The sequence below is a fragment of the Mycobacterium neglectum genome (assembly GCF_002591975.1).
Classification (GTDB): domain Bacteria; phylum Actinomycetota; class Actinomycetes; order Mycobacteriales; family Mycobacteriaceae; genus Mycobacterium; species Mycobacterium neglectum.
Map to the genome: position 1 here is coordinate 251007 of NZ_NVQE01000001.1, position 16674 is coordinate 267680.

General features: G+C 65.6%; 17 protein-coding genes. 7 read left to right on the top strand and 10 right to left on the bottom strand.

Annotated features, from left to right (window positions below; genetic code table 11):
- Positions 1-38 precede the first annotated feature (38 nt).
- On the top strand, positions 39-1292 hold the full coding sequence (locus CSQ99_RS01240) for a cytochrome P450 (RefSeq protein ID WP_099037203.1): 1254 nt from the start codon (positions 39-41) through the stop codon (positions 1290-1292).
- On the opposite strand, the gene CSQ99_RS01245 is transcribed toward CSQ99_RS01240, so the two are convergent.
- Entirely contained in the window at positions 1277-1930 is a 654-nt protein-coding gene (locus CSQ99_RS01245; RefSeq protein ID WP_099037204.1) for a TetR/AcrR family transcriptional regulator, read from the bottom strand. The two genes, CSQ99_RS01240 and CSQ99_RS01245, sit on opposite strands and share 16 nt — an antisense overlap.
- Positions 1931-2024: 94 nt before the next feature.
- On the opposite strand from CSQ99_RS01245, the gene CSQ99_RS01250 reads away from it, so the two are divergent.
- Positions 2025-3707 (top strand): MFS transporter, encoded by a 1683-nt coding sequence (locus tag CSQ99_RS01250; protein WP_099037205.1) that lies wholly within the window; start codon positions 2025-2027, stop codon positions 3705-3707.
- Here the strand turns inward: CSQ99_RS01250 and mftG are convergent.
- The 7 genes from mftG to mftA form a co-directional block, all read right to left on the bottom strand.
- The gene (gene mftG, locus CSQ99_RS01255; RefSeq protein WP_099037206.1) at positions 3606-5036 is read right to left on the bottom strand and encodes a mycofactocin dehydrogenase MftG; all 1431 of its coding nucleotides are present in this window, start codon (positions 5034-5036) and stop codon (positions 3606-3608) included. The genes CSQ99_RS01250 and mftG overlap by 102 nt on opposite strands.
- 8 nt (positions 5037-5044) lie before the next feature.
- Complete coding sequence (gene mftF, locus CSQ99_RS01260) at positions 5045-6457, bottom strand: mycofactocin biosynthesis glycosyltransferase MftF (protein ID WP_099037207.1); 1413 nt, start codon at positions 6455-6457, stop codon at positions 5045-5047.
- Positions 6454-7194 (bottom strand): mycofactocin biosynthesis peptidyl-dipeptidase MftE, encoded by a 741-nt coding sequence (gene mftE, locus CSQ99_RS01265; protein WP_099037208.1) that lies wholly within the window; start codon positions 7192-7194, stop codon positions 6454-6456. Before mftE ends, mftF begins: the two co-directional genes overlap by 4 nt.
- A 134-nt stretch (positions 7195-7328) precedes the next feature.
- Positions 7329-8519 carry a pre-mycofactocin synthase MftD gene (gene mftD / locus CSQ99_RS01270; RefSeq protein WP_099037209.1) on the bottom strand — a complete coding sequence of 397 codons (1191 nt, stop codon included), beginning with the start codon at positions 8517-8519 and terminating at the stop codon, positions 7329-7331.
- A 3-nt stretch (positions 8520-8522) separates the two neighbouring features.
- Positions 8523-9722, bottom strand: a complete 1200-nt coding sequence (gene mftC, locus CSQ99_RS01275; RefSeq protein WP_099037210.1) for a mycofactocin radical SAM maturase — start codon at positions 9720-9722, stop codon at positions 8523-8525.
- 5 nt (positions 9723-9727) lie between these two features.
- A complete protein-coding gene (gene mftB, locus CSQ99_RS01280; RefSeq protein ID WP_099037344.1) occupies positions 9728-10015 on the bottom strand; it encodes a mycofactocin biosynthesis chaperone MftB in 288 nt (95 codons plus the stop codon).
- Between the two features lie 14 nt (positions 10016-10029).
- A complete protein-coding gene (gene mftA, locus CSQ99_RS01285; protein WP_099037345.1) occupies positions 10030-10137 on the bottom strand; it encodes a mycofactocin precursor MftA in 108 nt (35 codons plus the stop codon).
- Positions 10138-10242: 105 nt separating this feature from the next.
- Here mftA and mftR point away from each other — a divergent pair, with 105 nt between their 5' ends.
- Genes mftR through CSQ99_RS01300 form a run of 3 tightly spaced genes read left to right on the top strand, consistent with a single transcriptional unit; the run spans position 10243 to position 12713 of the window.
- Complete coding sequence (gene mftR, locus CSQ99_RS01290; RefSeq protein ID WP_099037346.1) at positions 10243-10866, top strand: mycofactocin system transcriptional regulator; 624 nt, start codon at positions 10243-10245, stop codon at positions 10864-10866.
- Between the two features lie 42 nt (positions 10867-10908).
- Entirely contained in the window at positions 10909-11433 is a 525-nt protein-coding gene (locus CSQ99_RS01295; protein WP_099037211.1) for an RNA polymerase sigma factor, read from the top strand.
- Positions 11430-12713: a VOC family protein gene (locus tag CSQ99_RS01300; RefSeq protein ID WP_099037212.1), complete on the top strand. Its 1284-nt coding sequence runs from the start codon at positions 11430-11432 to the stop codon at positions 12711-12713. Before CSQ99_RS01295 ends, CSQ99_RS01300 begins: the two co-directional genes overlap by 4 nt.
- A 63-nt stretch (positions 12714-12776) precedes the next feature.
- Here CSQ99_RS01300 and CSQ99_RS01305 read toward each other — a convergent pair whose 3' ends face one another.
- Positions 12777-13952 carry an FAD-dependent oxidoreductase gene (locus CSQ99_RS01305; protein WP_176560809.1) on the bottom strand — a complete coding sequence of 392 codons (1176 nt, stop codon included), beginning with the start codon at positions 13950-13952 and terminating at the stop codon, positions 12777-12779.
- Positions 13953-13998: 46 nt separating this feature from the next.
- Positions 13999-14445, bottom strand: a complete 447-nt coding sequence (locus tag CSQ99_RS01310; protein WP_099037213.1) for an Rv2324 family transcriptional regulator — start codon at positions 14443-14445, stop codon at positions 13999-14001.
- 113 nt (positions 14446-14558) lie between these two features.
- On the opposite strand from CSQ99_RS01310, the gene ddaH reads away from it, so the two are divergent.
- Together ddaH and rocD are read left to right on the top strand one after the other, a co-directional pair.
- On the top strand, positions 14559-15422 hold the full coding sequence (ddaH, locus tag CSQ99_RS01315) for a dimethylargininase (protein ID WP_176560810.1): 864 nt from the start codon (positions 14559-14561) through the stop codon (positions 15420-15422).
- On the top strand, positions 15395-16669 hold the full coding sequence (rocD, locus tag CSQ99_RS01320; protein WP_425437746.1) for an ornithine--oxo-acid transaminase: 1275 nt from the start codon (positions 15395-15397) through the stop codon (positions 16667-16669). Before ddaH ends, rocD begins: the two co-directional genes overlap by 28 nt.
- Positions 16670-16674 lie beyond the last annotated feature (5 nt).

Sequence of the window (16674 nt, forward strand, 5' to 3'; positions counted from 1 at the left end):
CCGTCAAGTTATGGGGTCCCCGGAAATTAGGAGCCTGAATGAGCACGCCGACGATGGATGACGCCACAAAAGTGCTGGCCGACCCGACGGCCTACGCCGACGACGCACGGCTGCACGCGGCGCTGACCCATCTGCGGACGAACAACCCGGTCGCCTTGGTCGACCAGCCGCCGTACCGCCCGTTCTGGGCGATCACCAAACACGCCGACATCATGGCCATCGAGCGCGACAACAACCTCTTCCTGTCCGAGCCACGGCCCCTGCTCGTCACCGCCGAAGCCGACGATTTCGGCAAACAACAACTCGAAGCCGGCACGGGGTTGCGAACCCTCATCCACATGGACGATCCGCACCACCGCAAAGTGCGCGCTATCGGTGCGGACTGGTTCCGCCCCAAGGCCATGCGCGATCTCAAGGTCAACGTCGACGCGTTGGCCAAGCGCTACGTCGACCGGATGCGTGACATCGGCCCGGAATGCGACTTCGTCACAGACATCGCCGTCAACTTCCCGCTCTACGTGATCATGTCGCTGCTCGGCCTGCCCGAGGAGGATTTCCCTCGGATGCACCAGCTCACCCAGGAGCTGTTCGGCGGCGACGACGACGAGTACAACCAGCGCGGCAAGACACCGGAAGAACAGCTGGCGATTCTGGTCGACTTCTTCACCTACTTCGCGCAGCTGACCGCATCGCGTCGCGAACACCCGACCGACGATCTGGCATCGGCGATCGCCAACGGCCGCATTGACGGAGAGCCGTTGTCCGAGGTCGACACCGCGTCCTACTACGTGATCGTCGCCAGCGCAGGCCACGACACCACAAAGGACGCCATCTCCGGCGGACTGCTCGCGCTGATCGAAAACCCCGGTGAGATGGATCGCTTACGCAAGGACCCCGGACTGATGGGCACCGCGGTCGAGGAGATGATTCGGTGGACGACGCCGGTCAAGGAGTTCATGCGCACCGCGGCCGAGGACACCACAGTTCGCGGCGTGCCGATCGCCAAGGGCGAATCCGTCTACCTGGCTTACGTTTCCGGCAACCGTGACGAAGAGGTCTTCGACGAGCCGTTCCGGTTCGACGTCGGCCGCGACCCCAACAAGCATGTCGCCTTCGGCTACGGAGTGCACTTCTGCCTGGGGGCCGCACTCGCGCGAATGGAGATGAACAGCCTGTTCTCCGAATTGATTCCGCGGTTGGAGTCCATCGAACTCGCCGGCGAGCCGGAGTTGGCGGCGACGACGTTCGTCGGCGGGCTCAAGCACTTGCCGATCCGTTACTCGCTGCGCTGATCGGCCCTTTTCTTGGCGTGTGTGGCCAGGAAGCCGTCGACGGCGGCCTCGGCGCATGCACGGTAGTCGAAATCGGCCACGGTGCTCAATCTTCCGAGAATCAGCGGTCCGATCAGCAGCGCGATGGCCTGAATGCGGTTGGGCACCTCGATTTCGCGTTCCGCTTGTGGGCTGTCGAAGATGGCATCGAAGGGCGCGGAGTAGAGCTGGATGATCCGCGCCCGCAGCGGGCCGGTGGCCTCCGAATCAGCCTGGCGCACTTCGGAATAGTCGCCGGCATCGGGCCCTGAGGCCAGCCATGTCAATGCGGTGAGCATCGCGGGTACTTCGGCAATCGCCTCAGTCCAGCCCTCCACCACCGCGATCAGCTGCTCCCGCAGACCACCTTCGGGCGGCGGCATCGGCGCGGGTTCCAGCAGGCTCATGAAGGCCGCGCCCAACAGATCGTTGGCGCTCGAGTAATGCCGATAGAGCGTGGCCCTGGCGACGTTGGCACTCCGTGTCACCGCGTCGATCGTCACCGCGTTCGGACCGCCCGCGCGCAGGAGAGCGGTTGCGGCCGCGAGCAACCGAGCTCGGGACCTGGCCGGCCGCGGGTCGGTGCTTTCCTGGCGCTCGCGAGGGTCGGGGACGGTCACCGTTTACACCACCTCCTCAGCGGGAACAAGACTGTTGGTCTTGCTACGAGACTGTTAGTCTCAAAACTACCTCTACAAAAAGGGAGCGCGACACATGGTCGACACCCTCACCCGGTCGGACCAGACTATCGACGCCAACCTGGCGACCCTTTCCAGGTTCGGCCGCTTCTGGTTACTCACCGTCGCTGCCCTCGACGTACTGCTGGTCATATCTTCTATGGTCGCGCTCAACGCGGCCCTCCCCGACATCGCTGTCGAAACAGCCGCGACGCAGACGCAACTCACCTGGATCGTGGACGGCTACACATTGGTGCTGGCCTGCCTGCTCCTGCCCGCCGGTGCGATCGGCGACCGGTATGGGAGGCGGGGCGCACTGGTCGGCGGGCTGGCGATCTTCGCAGTTGCCTCGATTGCTCCGGCGTTTCTCGACAGTCCGGTTCAGATCATCCTTGCTCGCGCGCTTGCGGGCGTAGGCGCCGCGTTCATCATGCCGGCGACGTTGTCCCTGCTGACTGCCGCGTTCCCAAAGAACGAGCGCAACAAGGCCATTGGCATCTGGGCCGGGGTCGCAAGCTCGGGCGCAATCGTCGGCTTCATGGGCACAGGCTTACTGCTGCACGCCTTTTCCTGGCAGTCGATCTTCTACGCGTTCACGGCCTCGGCCGTCGCCCTCATCATCTGTACGTTCACAATCCGCTCGTCGCGCGACGACACGGCCACGCCGATCGACGGCATCGGTGCGGTGCTGATCGGCTCGGCGGTCGCGATTTTCGTATTCGGTGTCGTGGAAGCACCGGTGCGCGGGTGGATGCATCCGGTCGTGTGGGGCTGCATGGTCGCGGGTGTCGGGCTCGCGGTCGCATTCGCGGTGGTGGAACTGCGACGACGGCATCCGCTGCTCGATGTCCGGTTGTTCGCCAGACCCGATTTCGCCACCGGGTCGGTCGGTATCACAATCCTTTTCTTCGCCAACTTCGGCTTCTTCTTCATCGCGATGCAGTACCTGCAACTGGTTCTCGGCTACAGCCCCCTACAGACGGCGTTCGCCCTCGCCCCGCTGGCCGTGCCGATCATGATTCTGGGTGCGACGATGCATCTCTACCTCCCAAAGATCGGGCTCAGGACCGCCATCGCGCTCGGCCTGTTTCTCATCGGAGCCGGGCTCTACCTGATGCGCTACCTCGATGCCGGGAGTTCATACCTGGATCTCGTGTTGCCAATGTTGGTCACCAGCGCAGGCATCGGTCTGTGCGTTGCGCCGACCACCTCCGCGATCATGAACGCCGTGCCGACCGAGAAGCAGGGCGTCGCATCGGCGGTCAACGACACCACGCGTGAGGTCGGTGCAGCCGTCGGTATCGCCGTCGCCGGTTCGGTGTTGGCGGCGCAATACGGCACCGCGCTCTCTCCCGCGCTCGTCGGCTTCCCCGAACAGATACGGGCAGGCGCATTGGAATCCCTTGCGAATGCACTCGCCATTGCCGAGGAGATGGGCCCGCCCGGTGCGCGCTTGGCAGACCTCGCGACGTCCGCGTTCATCGACTCGATGAGCCTGTCTCTCCTGGTGCTTGCGATCGTATTAGCACTCGCAGCGGCCTTCGTCGCGATCTGGGCTCCTGGCCGCGACGGCAGGCAGTCCAGCTTGGTGCGACGAATCAAGGCGCGGTGGCGGACCTCAGACGACGAACTCGGCAGCCCGATGCCCGAGCATGACGATGGTGGCGTGCGGGCCCCGGCTGGGAATCGCGGGCAGCACCGAGCCGTCGACCACCCATAACCCGTCGACACCGCGCACCCGGCAGTGCGCATCCACCACTGCCGCCGCGTCATCGTCGCGCCCCATCGGCGCTGTGCCGCAGAGATGTTGCGAAGTCGACCACGACGCGGTCGCACCTTTCACGTGGGCGCCTGCCAGTTCCCGCGCCAGTTCGGCGCCTGCGCCCAGGGCGGCGACGTCAGCGGGCTCGCGGTCATACCGATGCTCGATGGTGGGTAGGACATCGGGATCGGCCGACGAAAGCCGCACTCTTCCTCGCGATCTCGGCCGCATCAGAGCCACGCCGATGTGTGGATGATCACCCGGGTCGTCGCGACTACCGCTCACCATTGCGCCGAACCCCGCTGTGTAGGGACGGATTTCGAGCCCGTCGTCGGTGCTGAGCGTCGCCTCCAATGGCGGAAGACCGTGGGTCTCCGTCCAGTCCACCGGCAGCACCCATTCCGGGTGGTCCGCCGACGCCATGCCGACCGGTAGGTCCGCCACCACGGGTACCCCCGCGGCGTTCAGCGCCTGCTGGGGGCCGACGCCCGACAGCATCAGCAGATGGGCCGATCCGATAGCACCGGCCGACAGGACGATTCGGTCCGCGGTCAGGTCGACGGGTCCGGCGGGCCCGTGGCACTCCACCCCTATTGCCCGCCCGCCGACGATCTTGATCCGTCGGACCCGGGTGTCGGTCAGCACCGTGAGTCCGGCGCGATCCATCGCGGGTTTCAGGTAGGCCCCACCCGGGCCGACCCGCGTTCCACCGTTGATGTTCAGCGGTACCGCACCGACGCCGGGCGGCAGCGGCGAGTCCGGGGTCGATCCGTTGAGGTCCTCGATCCACCGATAGCCCGCCGATATCGCAGCATCCACGAACGTCGCTGTGCAGCCGTCGAATTCGGTGACCCGCTGAATGATGATGGGACCAACATCACCGTGCAGCGGCCCTCCGAAATCGACGTCGGTCTCGATCGCCAGGAAGTGCGGAAGTACGTCGGCCCACGCCCATCCTGGCATTGCCCAGCCGTCGAAGTCGGACGGGAGTCCGCGGCAGAAGTAGCCACCGTTGACCGCACCGGATCCGCCGACCACCGCACCCCGCATGATTTGTGCGTGCCGTTCGGGGTCCTCGGTCAGCGTCGTGGGATAGCGCCGCACCACCGAGCTGGCGGTGCCGATCGGCAGCCGCAGGCCGTCGCTGATCTGGGTCAGCACCTGTGGGTCGGCGGCCCCGGGGCCGGCTTCCACGACGGTGACCCGGCAGCTCGAATCAGCCGAAAGCCGCTCCGCTAATACAGATCCGGCGCTACCAGCGCCGACGATCAGCACATCGCTGTGCAAGGCGGACTTCAGGTCCGAATCTGGGGCTTGAGCGCGCCGACATGCCGCTCGCGCACGACCCCGGCCCACAAACCTGCGCCGTAGGCCATGTCGTCGAGCCGCTTCAGCAGGACGTAGGTGAGCACTCCGACCGGTTTCGCGTCATCGTCGCCGTGGCCGTTGCGGGTGATCCAGTCGGCCACCCCGTCGACGATGGCGGCCACCAGCACCACCTGGCGGCATCGTCGCGACAGCAGGGCTGCGACGAACGCGACAGGCCAGTAGTGGCGGCAGATGGCGGACGCGAGCTGTAGCGCTGCGGACCACAGTCCGTGGGCGGCGACCACAGCCACTTCCTTCGGCTCGGTCTCCACGGTGGACAGCGACCTTGCGATACGACGGCCGGTGATCGCGGCGACCACCACCGATGCCAGATAGCCGACATTCGATCCCATCGCCATCAGCATCCAGGCCACCAGCGTCCATCCCGAGATGACCAGTGGCGCGGTCTTACCGGGATGCCGAACCGAAAGCGGCGCAGCGGATTCTCCATAGAAAGACTTGCGCGACAACCATTCCCGCAGTTGTGTACGGTGGTCGTGAGCGACCAGTGCGACGGGTTCGTACCGCAGCCTGGCACCCGCCTCGATCAGCCTCCAACACAGGTCGACGTCTTCGCCAGACTTGAGCGTCTCGTCGAATCCGCCGAGTTCCTTGAGCACGGTGCTGCGGCAGATGATCGCGGCGCTGGGGACATACGCGACGGATCCAAAGGGCACCACGGGCGCCTCGCGCATGCCGAGATCGAGGGAGGACCTCACGGCCTCGTACCGCGCCACCACGTTCTCCGGCTCGCGTAGGCCGATGATTCGCGGTGCGACCAGTGCCACCGCGGGATCGCAGAAGTGGCCGAGCAGCGCCTCCAGCCACCCGCGTCGCGGTACCACGTCGGAGTCGAGGAACGCGATGTAGTCCGTGTGGCACGCCGCCATGCCGGTGTTGCGGGCAGCGGCTGGCCCTTTGCTCCGGTCGTGTCGCAGGATCTGAACGTCGCTGTACATCTGGGCGAAGTCGGCTTGCTGAACAGGGGAAGCCGATCCATCGTCGACAACCACGATGCGCATACCACGAAGGGCTGCTACCAGCCTGCGAAGACCAGAGATGTTGTCCCGTACAGGAATAACCACCGTGACATCTCGATGTGACGGCCCGGTCGCAGGCCGCGGATGCGCAACCGTCGCATCCAGCAATGTGCGGGCCAACTGTGCGCTGACCGCGTCGTGGACCTCGAGCCGCCCGCCGGTGAGCATGGTCTGCGCCGCGGGAGCGAGCCGCAACAGTCGCGTTGGCGACCCACCGAGTAACGCGGAGCCCTCGCCGAGGACCTTCACCCGGCGATCCACCTGGACCGCGAAGCCGTCGGGTAGCCGTGGTCCGGTCATGTCAGCATGCCGTTCCGGTCAGGAGTCCAACCGGTCACGCGCCGCATACAGCCGTCGACCATCTCTGTGAAGATGCGCGCGCCTTCCTCTGCGGTCGCCGTCGTGGGATCACCGAGAATTCCCACCTCACTGACCGCGGCGATTCCTCCTTGGCGCAGCGCGGGCATCAGCTGTCCCAGCGGTGCGCTGTTGCCGGGGACCCGCTCGTCGATCCAGACGTCAGCGGGCGAAATATGTAGCAATACAGAGGTTTCGGTGTGACCGGCATGTGCGTCGGCGTTTTCCGCGCTGCAGGGGCACCAGCCCACATCACGGCCCTCGTACCGAAGCAACGCCGCGGCCGCAGCCAGCGCTTCCGCATTGCCACCGTGCCCGTTGACAAAGACGAGGCGCGACGCCCAGCGCGATGCGGACCGGCCGAACTCCACCAGCAAAAGGCGCAGCGCGGAGGTGCCGATCGAGACGGTGCCGCTGAAGTCCTCGTGCTCACCGCTGGCGCCGTACCCGATGGCGGGAGCGACCAGCCATTTCAATTCATCTCCGCCGAGCTGACCGACCAGGGCCCGGGAGACGGCGGTGGCAATGCGGGTATCGGTGTCCAGCGGCAGGTGGGGCCCATGCTGTTCGGTGGAACCGACCGGGACGATCAATGCTGATGACGTGCTCTGCAGCTGCCTCGACGTCGCGCTCGCGAGCTCGCTTCCAGAAGGCACAGGCCGATGGTAGGCCGAATTCACCTGGTATGCGCCAATTGTTGGCGCATGCGCAGACATTGATTTCCAGAAATTTGCGCGACCGACAACCATGCATTCACGCCAGCCCCCTGAGCCACGCCTGTACCAGGAAGTTCGCGTGGTCCCCGCCGTCCGCGTCAGACGGTCGGGTTGCCGGGCACGCCGAGTGCCCGAGCGAACCCTTCGGGTACCAACACGTCGTCGGCGCAGAGGTCGTGCACCGATGAGTGACCCAGCCCCATGAGGGCCGAGTCGATGCCGCCCCGGAGGACGTCGAGCACATTCTCGACTCCCGCCTGACCGTTGGCCGCCAGACCCCAGAGATAGGCCCGCCCGATCATCACAGCGCGTGCGCCGAGAGCCACGGCCTTGACCACGTCGCTGCCGCGCCGGATGCCACCGTCGAGAAGCACCTCGACCTCATCACCGACCGCGGCCGCAATCGCGGGAAGTGCCCGTATCGACGCGGGCGTGCCATCGAGGTTGTTTCCGCCGTGGTTGGATACCGAGATCGCCGAAACACCCGCGTCTACAGCACGTTTCGCATCGTCGACCCGCATCACGCCCTTGAGCATGAACGGACCACCCCAGAGCTCGCGCAGCCAGGCGATGTCCTCCCAGGTGGGCGGTGGGGTACCCATCCATTCGCCGTAGGCAGCGAAGAACGGCGGCCCGCTCTCGCCACGCGCCGCCTGGTTGGGCACCCGCAGGTTCGGCGGCTTCAGGGTCTTACCCCATTGGTACAGCCACGCCGGCCTGGTCAGCCCCGTCGGCAGCATCCGCACGGTGGTGCGCAGGTTCATCTCTTCGGGGATCTTCGGGCTGCCCCAGTCCCGCCCATGCGAGAAGCTCCAGTCGGTGGTGACGATCAGGCCTACGGCACCGGCCGCACGCGCGCGCTCCACCCGCGCAGCGATCGCGTCCCGGCCACCGAGCCAGTACACCTGGAAGAAGAGCTTTTCGTTGACGGCGATGACCTCTTCGATCGGCTTGCTGGCGAATGACGAAAGGCCCATTGCTGTGCCCCGCGCTGCCGCAGCCCGCGCGACTGCGGTCTCACCGTCGGGATGGACGGCCTGCACACCCGTCGGCGATATCACGACGGGCATCGAAATATCTTGACCCATAACGGTTGTCGCAAGATCGCGCTTCTCGGTCGCGCCGATGACATGCGGCGCAAAACCCAGCTGGGAGAATGCGTCAACATTGTCGGCGACCGTTACCCCACGTTCGCTCGCCGCGAGCAGCGCGGAGTACACCGGCTTGGGCAGACGCCGCTTGGCCCGCTCTTGGGCGGCGGCCACGGTCTCGAACCAGATGTCGGCCATGAGTTACACCGGACTTTCGTTACAGAGTCGCGCAGGAGGCTTGGTCAGCAGTTTGAGCATGACCGGTTGGCTACGCGAGTGATCGACACTGGACTTGGGCTTCACACGGTCGGCGGCCAACGCCGGCGCACCGTAGCCCTGCACGCACTCAGGATCCGGACCGTCCATCGGCAATCCGGTGAAGAACTTGGCGGCCATGCAGCCGCCGCGGCAGCTGTCGTAGTGTCCGCAGCTGCCGCAGGCTCCGGCCGACTGCGGTTCGCGCAGCTCGCGGAACAGCGGCGCGTTCTTCCACACACTGTCAAAACCGCTGTCGGTCAAGATGTTTCCGGCCAGAAAGCGGTCATGAATGGCGAACGGGCACGCGTACACGTCCCCCACCGGGTCGATGAGACAGACCACGCGGCCGGCGCCACACAGATTCAGGCCTGCCAGCGCGCCTGGCTCGCCGAGCCCGGACAGGTGGAAGAACGAGTCGCCGGTGAGCACGCCGTCGCCCTTGGCCACCAACCAGTTGTACAGCTGTACCTGCTGCTCAGCCGTGGGGTGCAGTTCATCCCACACGTCGGCACCGCGTCCCGATGGCCGAAGCCGGGTGATCCGCAGCGTGGCACCGTAACGCGCTGCCAGAGCGGCGAAGTCGTCAAGCTGATCGACATTGGTGCGAGTCACCACTACTGAGATCTTGGCGTCCTTGAAGCCCGCCTCGGCGAGGTTCTCCAGCGCCCGGATCGCCATCGCGAAGGAGCCCGCTCCTCTGACAGCATCGTTGACTTCTGCCGTCGCTCCGTCGAGCGAGATCTGGACGTCGACGTAGTCACTGGCCGCCAGGCGTTCCGCCACCTCTTTCGTGATGCGCACGCCATTGGTCGAGAACTTGACACCGACGTGGTGGGCGGTGGCGTAGTCGACCAGCTCCCAGAAGTCCGACCGCACAGTCGGTTCCCCGCCGCCGATGTTCACGTAGAACACCTGCATACGCTCGAGTTCGTCGATGATGTCCTTGCACTGCTGGGTGGTCAACTCGCGGGGATCACGCTTACCCGACGAGGACAGGCAGTGCACGCAAGCCAAGTTGCACGCGTAGGTCAGCTCCCATGTCAGACATATCGGCGCATCCAGTCCGTGTTCGAACTGCTCGATCAGCCGTGGAACGGGCTGGACGGCAGGCGATTCGATTTCCGGCGCGGGCGCCGATTCCATTGTCGTCATTGCAGCACCAACATCTTCGATTGAGCGAGCACGCGGAGCGCGTGGAGGTAAGGGGCCTGTTGCGCGTCGTCTACTCCCGCGGCGCGGCAGGCGGACCGAACGTCGAGGTGGTCAGCCAACGAGTTGACCACCTCGACGATCGTCCGGTTCTTCAGGAAGGACAGCTTGCGCGTACCGAAGTGATACAGCAGCGCACCGAACGGCTCGGGCCGCACGGCCACCTGGGGGTGAAGCCGCCAGCTGAGGTCGGGGTCGAACGCAACGTCCGTGCCGGTCTCAGCCATCGACGGGGACACGGTCAGTAAACCCCGCACATCCCGTCGATAGACACCTCTTCGACCAGGGTCTCGGTGACGAGCTCATCGCCCGATGTGGTCGCAGCCTCTGTTGTCTGATTCGGCTCCACTATCCGCACCTTTCCTTGACAGGGTCTCGACAAACTGTGATCGAGATCGCAATAATATGGCATCCAGTGCCAGAATGAAAGCCGGCCCCCGAAAAAGGAGTGAACGTGCACCCGGAATCCCAGCACCGCGTCGGCCGTCGACGGTCGACGAGCTGGGAACACATCAGCAATATCGCGATCGATCTGTTCGCCGCGCGGGGGTTCGACGATGTGAGCGTCGACGACGTCGCCGAGGCCGCTGGTATCGCGCGGCGCACGCTGTTCCGCTACTACCCGTCCAAGAACGCATTGCCCTGGGGCGACTTCGAGGCACACCTGGCCCTCATGCGCGACCTGCTCGCCGATCTGGACCCAGATGTGGGAATCGACGCTGCGTTGCGTACAGCACTGCTGGCGTTCAACAACTTTGACGAAGCCGAGACCGCACGACACCGACAGCGGATGCGGGTCATCCTTCAGACCGAAGCCCTGCAGGCCTACTCGATGACGATGTACGCGGGCTGGCGTGCGGTCGTCGTCGCATTCGTCGCCCGCCGGCTGGGCATGAAGGAGGCCGACGTCGTGCCACAGACGGTGGCGTGGACCATGCTCGGTGCTGCGCTTTCGGCCTACCAGCATTGGCTGGACGACGAGTCGGTGTCGCTTCCGCAGGCCCTCGGCGACGCCTTCGACACCGTCAGCGATGGGCTGAAGGCGCTGGACAACGCGACCCTTCGGAAAAATTCGTGATTAAGGCGTCGGAGTTTCGGTCCCCGCGGCGACGATAAGGGTGTGAGCGCCGAATCGGAGGGCAACGACGCTCCGCGGAAGCTGCTGGCGATGTACGACGAATCGCTGCCGGTCGTGTACGGATACTTCGTCCGGCGCTGCAGTGACCGCGGAACGGCCGAGGATCTGACGTCGGACACATTCCTGGCGGCGATGGATGCCGCACGCAAGGATGTGCCGCCGCCGATGACGTTGCCGTGGCTGCTCGGAGTGGCACGCCACAAACTGGCCGACCACTACCGCCGTCGCCACGACCGGTTCACCGTGCCCGTCGCCGAACTACCCGAGCCCGCCGATGCGGGCGACGACTGGGATGCCGAGCTCGACCGCATCGTCGCGCAGAGCGTCATGGCCAGGCTGCCCGAGCGGCATCGCACCGTATTGGCGTTGCGCTACATGGACGACTGTTCCGTGACCGAGTGCGCGGAGCTGATCGGACGAACCGTGCACGCCACCGAGGCGCTGCTGGTTCGGGCGCGCCGAGCCTTCAGATCCCACTATCCGGAGCCGGAAGGAGACAAGTCGTGAACAACAGCCGCGATCCGTTGACAGCGCTGCACGGCGATGAGCTTGTCGTCCAACCAGATCCGGCGTTCGCGGCTCGGCTGCGCTCACGCCTAGAAGGTGCACTGAACCTGCCCAATCGAACCGAAGGAGTTGACATGAGCGGCACCGACACCGCCATCGCCGAACTGGCCGAACCCAAAACCGCTGTATCCGGCGTGCCCCGATCGGCGGCACTGCCGTATCTGTCCGTGGCGAATGCGAGAGCGGCCATCGCCTGGTACGTCGACGCGCTGGGCGCCGTCGTCATCGGCGAGCCGATCGTGATGGACGATGGCCGCATCGGGCATGCCGAACTCGCGCTCGGCGGCGGCATGTTCTACCTCGCCGACGAGTATCCCGAGATCGGCATGAAAGCCCCTGCCCCACAGTCTGTTTCCGTCATGCTCGTCATCGCGGTCGCAGATACCGACAGTGCGGTAGAGCGGGCCCGTGACCGTGGCGCCACGGTACGTCAGGAAACGCGCGAGGCGCACGGTTCGCGCAATGCTGCGATCGTCGACCCCTTTGGACACTGCTGGTCGCTCAACGGCCCGACAACCGGCGCGGCAGTGGCGATCCAGCACGGAGACGTCGGCTATGTCTCGGTGTGGACGCCGGACGCCGAGCAGGCGGCGACCTTCTACGGTCACGTGCTGGGTTGGGAGTTCGACCCCGAAACCCATCAGGTCACCAACACCAAGCAGCGCATCGGCCTCTACAGCGTGCCGGGGCAGGCCAGCTTGTTCTGCAGCTACGCCGTGGTCGATCTCTCGGGAGCCCGGCAGGCGATCGTTGCCGCAGGCGGGACCGTCGACCAACTGGAACAGTTCGACTTCGGCGTCGGATGCGGTGCGACAGATCCGGCCGGCGCCAGCTTCGCGGTGTTCGAGGCTGCGCCGGGGATCGCTCGGCCGGAGCTGAACGGATCTGGGCCCGGCGAGCTTTCGTACATCACATATGAAGTTCCGGACTCGACCGCGTTCCGCGCGTTCTACAGCGGGCTGCTGTTCTGGTCGTTCGAACCGGGCCGGGTGGACGACGGCTGGCAGATCCAGCACACCCATCCGATGGCGGGTGTCGCGGGTGGCAGCGCGCAGGCGGTCACGGTGCCGATGTGGACTGTCGCCGACATCGAAGCCGCGGTCGCGCGGGTACGCGAGGCAGGTGGCACGGTGATCGAGGAGCCGTCAACGCAGTCGTACGGCACCTCGGCACAGTGCATCGACGATCAGGGCACGCGGTTCTACCTCGGCGAGTTCTGACTGACTGCGATTAGTCGGAGTCTCGGCCGCGGTGAGCGCGGCTAGGACTCCACAAATCGCTACTTAGCCGAGGACGTCGGCGATGGGTGCGCCCGCCGCGATCTTGGCGCGGGCCTTCATGACCTTCCCGGGCATGCCGCCGCCGACCACTCCGGCCACCACACCGTCGCGCTCGTAGTACGCCAGGAATTTGCGGCCGTCATCCTCGACGACGTGGACCACGTCGTCGGCCTCGGGCTCACCGAGGCACTGGATCTTGACGTCGTACTGGTCGCTCCAGAAGTAGGGCACCGACACCGTGGGAGGTGCGTCCTGGCCCAACATCGCGGGCACCAACGCACGCGCCTGGTCGGCCACGTTGCTCCAATGTTCCACGCGCACTTGGTGTCCAAGGGTGTGGCGCCACGAGGCGACATCGCCGATCGCCCAGACATGGGCGGCGCTCGAACGGCCGTGGTCGTCACAGACGACGCCGTTGTCGATCTCGAGGCCGCTGCCGTCGAGCCACGCGGTGGCCGGATGCGAACCGATGCCGACGACCACGAGATCGGCGTCGAGTTCGGTGCCGTCGCCGAGAACGACGCGCTCTACCCGCTCGGCCCCGCTGACTTCCGACACGCCGACACCGCACCGCACGTCGACACCTTCGGCGCGATGCAGTCGGGCGACCAACTCGCCGATCTGGCCGCCTAGCACCGACGCCAGCGGCGACGGCTGCGGCTCCACCAGGACGACATCGACGCCCATTCCGCGCAGGCTCGCGGCCACCTCACAACCGATGAATCCCGCGCCGACGACGACCGCTCGTCTCGCCGAGCCTGCCTCCTCGCGCAACGCGAGGCTCTCGTCGAAGTTCCGCAGCACGTGGATTCCGGGGAGATCGGGGAACGACGGGATGCGCTTGGGTACCAAACCCGTCGCGATGATGAGCTCGTCGTAGGAAAGCTCGGTGCCGTCGGCCAGGCTCAGCGTCTGCGCCGCGGTGTCGACCGACCGGGCACCGTTGGAGAGCAACACCGTGATGTCGTTCTCGTCGTAGAACTCGGCGGGCTTGAGCGTGACGTCGTCGGTCTCGGCACGCAGCACTTCCTTGGAAAGCGGCGGCCGGTCATACGGAAGATGGCCTTCTTCGCTGACGATGGTGACCGGCCCGCTGTATTCGGAGCGCCGCAGCTGTTCGGCTGTGCGGGCAGCCGCCAGGCCGCCTCCGACGATCACGATTCCCCCAGTGGTGGACATGGGCAGATTTTGCACGATGCCCTTCGACAATTGTCCGCCACCCCGGTCAGGTGCGGTCCCGATCGATGATGTTGGTCAGCACCACGATGCTTTCGCTGCGCTCGACGTCGGCCGCCGAACGGATCCGCTCCAGCGCCTCCTCCAGATGGCGCATGTCGCGTGCGAGCACGTGCAGCATCGCATCAGCGGTCCCGGTGACAGTGGCCGCGCCGATCACCTCGGGGATGTCGATCCAGGCCGCGCGCAACTGTTCTGGCGCGATGGTGCCGTGCCGGAACACCTGCACGTACGCCTCGGTGTTCCACCCGAGCGCGCTGCGGTCCACGACCGTGGTGAAGCCGCGGATGACGCCGTTGTCGAGGAGGCGATCGATCCTGCGCTTCACCGCTGGTGCCGACAGGTTCACCCGCTCGCCGATCTCGGCATAGGTGGCGCGTGCATCGTTGGCGAGCTCGGCCAGAATGCGCTCGTCAGTCTCGTCCAACCGGTCCATCGTGGCCTCCGCGCAATAAATCGTCGCCAATTCTTATCGTGCACAATGAATAGTAGGTCAATACGCAAGAAACGGTGATTGATTGCAAAATCGATCCGCCATATCGTTTATTTATGACGATCTCAGATGTCGCCGCCAACGCGGCCCCGGTATCCGATGTCGCCGCACGACAAGAACGGGTGGCTTCGATCCGCCATTACGCCATGACGGCACCGACGTTCTTCACCGTCGAGTACGCGATCAATCCCTGGATGGACACCTCGGTGCCGGTGGACACCCATCTCGCGCTCAGCCAATGGGAAGCGCTGCGCCAGACCTACAAGGAACTCGGCCACACCGTCGAACTCATCGAGCCCGTTGCCGGTCTGCCGGACATGGTTTATGCCGCCAACGGCGGAATGATGGTGAACGGCCACGCCGTCACCGCCCGGTTCGCCTATCCGCAGCGCGCCGGTGAGTCGGCCGCCTACGCCGAGTGGATGACCCGCCACGGCTACCGCCCCTCAGATACTCGCCACACCAACGAAGGCCAGGGCGATCTCCTCGTCGTCGGCTCAATCATGCTGGCAGGCTATGGTTTCCGTACCGAACGGCAGGCCCATGACGAAATCGCGGCTGCACTGCAGATGCCCGTCGTCAGTCTCGAACTGATCGATCCGCGCTTCTATCATCTCGACACCGCGCTCGCGGTACTCGACAACACCACGATCGCGTTCTACTCGCCGGCGTTCAGCGACGCGTCGCGGGCCACGCTGCTCGAGCTGTTCCCCGATGCCATCGAGGTGGCCAGCGCCGACGCATTCGTGCTTGGCCTCAACGCCGTGTCCGACGGCCGCAACGTCGTGTTGCCCGCCGCGGCCACCGGCTTCGCCGCACAGCTGAGGGACGCCGGATTCCATCCCATCGGTATCGATCTGTCCGAACTGCTCAAGGGCGGTGGCTCCGTCAAATGCTGCACATTGGAGGTACATCCGTGACCGTGGTCGACACCATGAACATCACCGAGGCGGCGATCGCCGTCGACGATCGCTACGTCGCCCACAACTACTCACCGTTACCGGTGGTCGCGGCCAGTGCGGATGGCGTCTGGATCACCGATGTCGAGGGTCGCCGCTACCTCGACTGCCTGGCCGCCTACTCGGCGGTCAACTTCGGCCACCGTAACCCGGAAGTCATCGCCGCCGCCCATGCGCAGCTGGACCGCGTGACTCTGGTGAGCCGCGCGTTTCACTCAGATCGGCTCGGCCCCTTCTGCGAGGCGCTGGCCGAACTCTGCGGCAAAGACATGGTGCTGCCGATGAACAGTGGCGCCGAGGCGGTGGAAAGCGGTATCAAGGTCGCCCGCAAATGGGGCACCGATGTCAAGGGTGTGCCAGCCGGTCAGAGCAACATCGTCGTGGCACACAACAACTTCCATGGTCGCACCACGACCATCATCAGCTTCTCCGACGACGAGACGGCACGCCGCGGGTTCGGCCCGTACACGCCCGGATTTCGCTCGGTGCCCTTCGGTGACGCCGACGCCCTCGCCGCGGCAATCGACGAGAACACCGTCGCCGTTCTGCTCGAACCGATCCAGGGCGAGGCCGGGATCATCGTTCCGCCCCGCGACTTCCTGCCGCGGGTCCGTGCGCTGTGCACCGAGCACAACGTGTTGATGATCGCCGACGAGATTCAGTCGGGCCTGGCGCGAACGGGACGCACGTTCGCGTGCGACCACTTCGGCGTAGCACCCGATATTTATTTGCTGGGCAAAGCCCTCGGCGGCGGCGTGGTTCCGTTGTCCGCCGTCGTCGCTGACCGGGATGTACTCGGGGTGTTGCATCCCGGTGAGCACGGCTCGACGTTCGGCGGTAACCCACTTGCGGCGGCGATCGGTACCACGGTGGTGGCGATGCTGGCACGCGGCGAATTCCAGTCGCGTTCAGCAGAACTCGGTGACCACCTGCACGCGCGGCTGCGCGCTCTGATCGGGTCCGGCGTGGTCGCCGTACGTGGCATGGGACTGTGGGCCGGCGTGGATGTCGATCCCGCGCTCGGCAGCGGAAAGCAGATCACCCTGAAACTCGCCGAACGTGGTGTGCTGGTTAAGGACACGCACGGTTCGACGTTGCGGTTCGCGCCGCCGCTGGTCATCACCGCGGAGGAGATCGACTGGGCGATTGAGCAGTTCGCCGACGTTCTGGCCGATACGGGTTCACACTTGTCCGGTACTGCGTTATAGCCCCA